Annotated in this window: 5 protein-coding genes and 3 tRNA genes; 1 reads left to right on the plus strand and 7 read right to left on the minus strand. The window is 43.7% G+C overall.

Annotated elements, in window-relative coordinates; genetic code table 11:
- A partial coding sequence (locus tag ACJ751_RS23900) for a hypothetical protein (RefSeq protein ID WP_407748055.1) occupies positions 1 to 357 on the plus strand: 357 nt, incomplete at its 5' end.
- A 38-nt stretch (positions 358 to 395) separates the two neighbouring features.
- Here the strand turns inward: ACJ751_RS23900 and ACJ751_RS23905 are convergent.
- From ACJ751_RS23905 to ACJ751_RS23935, 7 genes are all read right to left on the minus strand, one after another.
- On the minus strand, positions 396 to 863 hold the full coding sequence (locus ACJ751_RS23905; RefSeq protein WP_407748056.1) for a hypothetical protein: 468 nt from the start codon (positions 861 to 863) through the stop codon (positions 396 to 398).
- An 8-nt stretch (positions 864 to 871) separates the two neighbouring features.
- A complete protein-coding gene (locus tag ACJ751_RS23910; protein WP_407748057.1) occupies positions 872 to 1,231 on the minus strand; it encodes a hypothetical protein in 360 nt (119 codons plus the stop codon).
- 373 nt (positions 1,232 to 1,604) lie between these two features.
- Positions 1,605 to 1,690: transfer RNA gene (locus ACJ751_RS23915), tRNA-Tyr, on the minus strand.
- Between the two features lie 341 nt (positions 1,691 to 2,031).
- Positions 2,032 to 2,118: transfer RNA gene (locus tag ACJ751_RS23920), tRNA-Ser, on the minus strand.
- A 118-nt stretch (positions 2,119 to 2,236) separates the two neighbouring features.
- Positions 2,237 to 2,309: transfer RNA gene (locus ACJ751_RS23925), tRNA-Leu, on the minus strand.
- 349 nt (positions 2,310 to 2,658) lie between these two features.
- Positions 2,659 to 4,722: an elongation factor G gene (gene fusA, locus ACJ751_RS23930; protein WP_407748058.1), complete on the minus strand. Its 2,064-nt coding sequence runs from the start codon at positions 4,720 to 4,722 to the stop codon at positions 2,659 to 2,661.
- Positions 4,723 to 5,239: 517 nt separating this feature from the next.
- Positions 5,240 to 6,023 (minus strand): bestrophin family protein (locus ACJ751_RS23935; protein ID WP_407748059.1); only part of this gene is annotated, 784 nt, incomplete at its 5' end.

Here is a 6,023-nt window from a genome sequence, read left to right on the forward strand (position 1 = left end):
AGACAGCGTAAGGCCTTGGAGCAGCGGCAAAAACAGGAATTAAACGAATTCAGAAAATTGGTAGCGAACGCTGACAGGTGGCAGCTTGCACAACATCTTCGTGCTTATTTAGAACAACTGGAAAAGCAGGCAGAAAAAACAAATACTTTGACGGATGAATTAAAGGAATGGTTAAACTGGGCGCAACACAAAGTGAATTGGTATGATCCATTAATAAATGCGAAAGATGAATGGTTAAGTGATGAAGACAAAAATAATATCTTTGTGCAAGAAAAGAATATAGGAAATTCGTTCTTTAATCACATGCCAGAGCCGTCGTCTTATTTCCCCCGCCCATGGTATACACGAGATAAATGAGCCGTAAGCAGATATTGTATTATTTAATCTGGCAGAAGCTAAAGCTTGATCTCAATGAAACTGCCTCCTCCTTCGGAAGCCTTTTGTTTTAAACAAGTGCAATGCAGCCCCAGCAAACAACTGGCAGTATTCATACTGCAATAACTAAACTGTACTATGCCAGACTCCAGAGGATTGATCTTGCGTTCCAGCGTCCGGATCAGCAGGTCATAGACCAGATTAACAGGCAGTGTCTTGGGCAACCAACATTGTAGATTCCAGCTACGCATCATCTTTTTAAAAGCGCTGCTTACCATTTTCATTTCTTTCTTGAGAAGCTGGTCAGAAGGAGGAAAATCATCTTTCTTTAGCCCACAGAAGTAGCCGAAAGTATATTTTCGATCCTCTTTCATTCGGCTGATTTCTTCCAAAATTTCCGCAAAGCTTTTTTCTCTTTCCTGGCAAGGCTTTTCTGTACGGTACGCTGCCGTAATATCATGCAATAAATATGGGATATATGGATGCATAGATAGCGCTAATTCATTTTTAACTTCCACTTAATAAGAGCTTCCTCAATCAATTCTGAGGTAGTAGTGATTGGCTTGATCAACCTAAGCATGTACCCTCGCAGGTTATACCGGCCGTCTTCCCGGGTTACATATAATTTCAGATGATCTAAATTTTCTATGGCATAAAGTTCCTGAAATTCCTCATCATACTGCTTTTTACATCCTATTGCCGCCAGATCATCTTCGGTAAGCGAGTCAATGGGCTTTTTCGCAACCTCCGATAATTTGCTCAGGTCTATATTCTCATTTAATAATTTCTGAACACGATCCTTATAGTCGCCAAATAAAGCATCCAGGCTTTGATAATCGAATTCTTTTATCTGCATAAATAAGTTTTTAGAATGAAGGCAGCTTTTACTTTGCAATGGTATGAATTTTTCCCAAACTCCGGTAATTCGCACCCTCTCTGTTATTACTTTGGCGGAATTGGAATACGGTACCCGCAATTATGTGCGCCCGTTACCAATAATAAGAAGAGTTTATCAGAGTAAATGGTTTGCAGCTTGAGAACCGGGTGAAATAGTATTTGTTCACGATCCGGCAAATCCCGGTCGTCTAAAAAGTTTAATTTTTATACACTTCGAACCTACCAACAATTTGATAATCAAACATTAAATTGAAAAGGCCATAACCAGTGGCAATATTTCGAACTAAAAACGCCTTCAAATCCAATGACTTGAAGGCGTTTCAATTTTTTTGCGGGGCGTGAGGGATTCGAACCCCCTGTGTTTCAAATGTACCAGATTTACAGTCTGGCGTAACTCCTCCATCGTTACCGACGCCCCAGGGAAAATATAGCACTTTATAAATGTCTCTTACCAGGCGGACATTGTCCGTACGCCGACGCTGAAGCTCTGGTACAAGCGTCCGAAGCTCGACCTAATAAGAGCGAAGCCCGCCTACGTCAAGACTTCGGCGGGTGAAAGCGGAGAGCAAAGGAATCGAACCTTCATCCCGTGGTTAAACGAGAAACATCTTAGCAGGATGTCACAGCAAACCAGTATCTGACTACTCTCCAAAATTTATTTGGCATTACTATATGCCTCCTATCAGGCGGACATTGTCCGCCGAAGCTCGCCGTAATATGAGCGAAGCTCGCCTACGCCAAGGCTTCGGCGAGCGAAGGCGGAAGGCACAGGACTCGAACCTGTAAACGTTGTTACACGTATGGCAGTTTTCAAGACTGCTGCATTACCAATTATGCTAACCTTCCATTGAGAGCAGGATGGGAATTAAACCCATATTGAATTGGTTTTGCAGACCAATCTCCATATCAGTATTGAGTACCTGCTCTTATTGTTACTATTGCCCTTTACCGTTAGGCATAGTAATAGCCCCTGTGAGAATCGAACTCACACTGTACTGTTTCTCAGACAGCAGCCTCTCCCGTTGGGCTAAGGGGCTAAAAACAAAAAGCCCTTCAAGTGCTTGACCTGAAGGGCTTTAGTGCGTTTATTAAAGTGTATTTTTATCTATCAACTTTATTCGCAAACATATAACTGCCCTTCAGCTCGTTGCTATAACAACTGAGCGATACAGACAGCAAATATGAATTAATGCGAATCATAGTGCAAAGCTAATGAAAGATCCTAAATAACAAAACACTGACTGCAATTATTTCTTATGGTATTGGCACAAACTGAAAATGGGTATGCAAATCGCCAACATAATCCCATTGGATGGTAATGTTATGTCATGAATTACAAGTACATAAAAACAAGGCTTCCTTTTCGGAAGCCTTGTTGAAGGGTAACTAAGTAACAGTAATATTACCTGGAACCAATTGATAACTATGAAAGGTGACCGAAGCGCCTGCCCGGCCAGATGATAAACTCCGCAACGTCATAATATATCCGAACAATTCTGACAACGGCACTTCTGCTTTTATGCATTGTACATTGTCTTTCATTTCAATGCCTCTGATGACACCACGTCGGCGGTTTAAGTCGCCGGTGATAGCACCCGTATATTCATCGGGTGTTGATACATCTACCAGCATGACAGGTTCCAACAACCTGGGCGCCGCTTTTACCGCAGCAGCTTTAAAGGCCATACCAGCCACCTGTTCAAAATCCTGCGCACTGGAATCTTTATCATGGATAGCTCCATCGTACAATCGTACGCGCATGGAGTTAACAGGATAACCAGCCAACGCACCCGATTGCATAGCGGCTTCAAAACCCTTGTTCACGGAAGCTATAAACTCCTTCGGTATGGCGCCGCCTTTGATCTCATTAATAAATTCAAACCCCGGCACATCCTGTTCACGCGGAGATAACTCAAAATGGATCTCGGCAAAACTGCCTGAACCACCATTCTGCTTTCTAAATACCTCTTTGTGCAGAACAGGCTGTGTGAAGATCTCTTTGTAAGCGATCTGCGGTTTTCCTTTATTAACAGCTACTTCATACTCTGTAGCCAGTTTCTCCAATACCACTTCCAGGTGCAATTCACCCATTCCTTTTAAAATGGTTTGACCGGTTTCTTTATCTGCTTCCACCACCAGCGTTGGGTCTTCTTCGAGCAAGCGCGACAGGGCTTCACTTAACTTGCCTGACTCCTTGCCTGTTTTGGCTTCAATGGAATACCCGATCATGGGTTCCGGGAAGTGGATATTCTCCAACAACACGAGATGTTCAGGGTCTGCCAACGTATCACCCGTTCGCACTTCCTTCATTCCCACCAATGCTCCAATATCCCCGGCGCCTATTTGTTCAACGGTTTCATATTTATCAGACATGATGCGTAATAACCGGCTCACCCGCACCTTCCTACCTGTTCTTCCATTCCACAACGTATCGCCTTGTTTTAATGTACCAGAATACACGCGCACCAATGCCAGTTTGCCTGTATAATCGTTGGTGATTATTTTAAAGGCCAACCCCGCAAAAGCCGCCTCTCTATCCGTTCGTACAGTTACCGGTTCGTCATTATCCGGATCGATACCTGTAACAGCAGGAATATCAACCGGCGATGGTAAATACTGCACCACCGCATCGAGTAATGGTTGTATACCTTTGTTCTTATAAGCGGCGCCGCATAACACGGGCACCAATTGTCTGCTTATAGTGGCCGCACGCAACGCTTCATGTATACTTTCAACCGTAATGCTTTCCGCATCTGTTGTGAATTGTTCAAACAGGGTTTCACTGGTCAGCGACAATTCTTCCAGTAAATGATTGCGATGCTGTTCGGCTTCTTCTAACAGATGACCCGGAATAGTGGTAATGTCATAACTCTTTCCATCATCGCTGTTCCATAACAACGCCTTCATTGCTACCAGGTCAATAATTCCGCTAAACGCATCTTCAGTTCCTATTGGTAATTGAACGGGCACCACATTCGCATGTAGCTTTTGCCTGATCTCATTCACCACCCGCATAAACTGCGCACCCTGCCTATCCATTTTATTGATAAGAACAATACGTGGAATATTATACCGGTTGGCCTGACGCCATACCGTTTCTGATTGTGGTTGTACGCCTGATTTTGCGCAGAACACTGCCACCGCGCCATCGAGTACGCGCAAAGACCTTTCCACTTCTGCGGCAAAATCAACGTGCCCGGGTGTATCGATGATGTTGACCTGGTAAGTATCCTCCGCATACTTCCAATAGGTAGTGATGGCCGCGGAAGAAATAGTAATTCCCCGTTTTTCTTCCTGCGGATCACTATCCATTACGGTATTGCCATTGTCAACATTTCCTAAGCGATGAATAAACCCTGTATAATATAACATGCGTTCTGTAACTGTTGTCTTACCTGCATCCACATGTGCCATAATGCCAATATTCCTGTATTGTTGTAGCCGTTTCATATAGTATTTGATATAGAATAAATAAAAAAAGCCCCCCGTTCAGTAACGGAGGGCCTTTTGCAATATGCAAAACAATCCTTCCATTACGGAATGTGTTCCCGGAATGAGCTCATTATTGTTTTGATTATGAATTTCATATTGCTGATTAAAAAATTGATTCGTTGATTGTTGAGGAAGTTTCGCGGGAAGACAAACAAAAAGCCTCTCCGGATGAAGAGGCTTCAATACTATTATTATTGAAATGATTAATCCCTCTTATCCGCAAATGGGTTTGTCTCCCCATTGCCTATAAAGACAATACAAGTACTGGCAATAACTGCTCTGATCGCAGCATTTGCGCGTATACCTGTTTTGTATGTGATGGTTTTAATCATTGTTGTGATAATCGAGGATGCAAAACTAAGAAAAGAATGTAAATAACAAAAGGGTTAATAATTTTTTTACAAACCAAGCAAGGCTCCCCTTACGAAGAGCCTTGCTTACCTGTGCCTCATAACCTGAAACTTCCTCCTTGACCCTACATGATATAATAGAATGCTCCCTGGCGTTTTTCTTCCGGTTCCTCCTGATCGTGCAACAGCTGCCGCAGATCCTTTTCAACGGTGCCGGCAATGGCCGTCATGGGGGTATCAGTTGGTTTGTTCTCAAAGGGATCCTGTAAATGAATGGCCATTTTTTCTATCAGCAGGAAACAAGCGCTAATAGACACTACCAACGGTACTTCCAAAAACCCAAAGTGTTCTATCACGCCAAACGGCAGCAGGCATATAAACAGCATCAGGGAAAAATGAATATATAAACTATATGTGCTGGGGAACACCGTGTTCTTTATGCGTTCACATTTACCCATGGCATCGCATAAACGGGTAAGCGTACGGTCCAGTTCCATTTGCTGATACCTGTTTATATATCCCTCTTCCAATGCACGTTTTAAATCACGCCCATGCTGGTCGAGCATTGCCATGGGCACATTGTTAAAGCGGCTTAGGTTTTCCAGTTCCCGGCGACTGATAAATTTTTCAAGTCCGCTGGCAGGATTCGTCCGGCGTAAACTTTGACCCAATGCATAACACCAGCCCATCTGCCTGCGAATCATTCGCTGCCGCAACTGCATTACTTCATCTTCTTCATACTGGCTCTCGGTAAAATTGATCACCTGCCGGGCCAGGGTACGCGAGTCGTTCACAATGGCGCCCCATACCTGCCGCGCTTCCCACCAGCGATCATAGGCCTGGTTACTTCTGAAACCCAGCAGCAACGAGATCACGGTTCCCAAAATAGCAGGGATCGACAATGGGATA

Origin of the sequence: Niastella sp. (assembly GCF_045805085.1) — a bacterium.
Classification (GTDB): domain Bacteria; phylum Bacteroidota; class Bacteroidia; order Chitinophagales; family Chitinophagaceae; genus Niastella.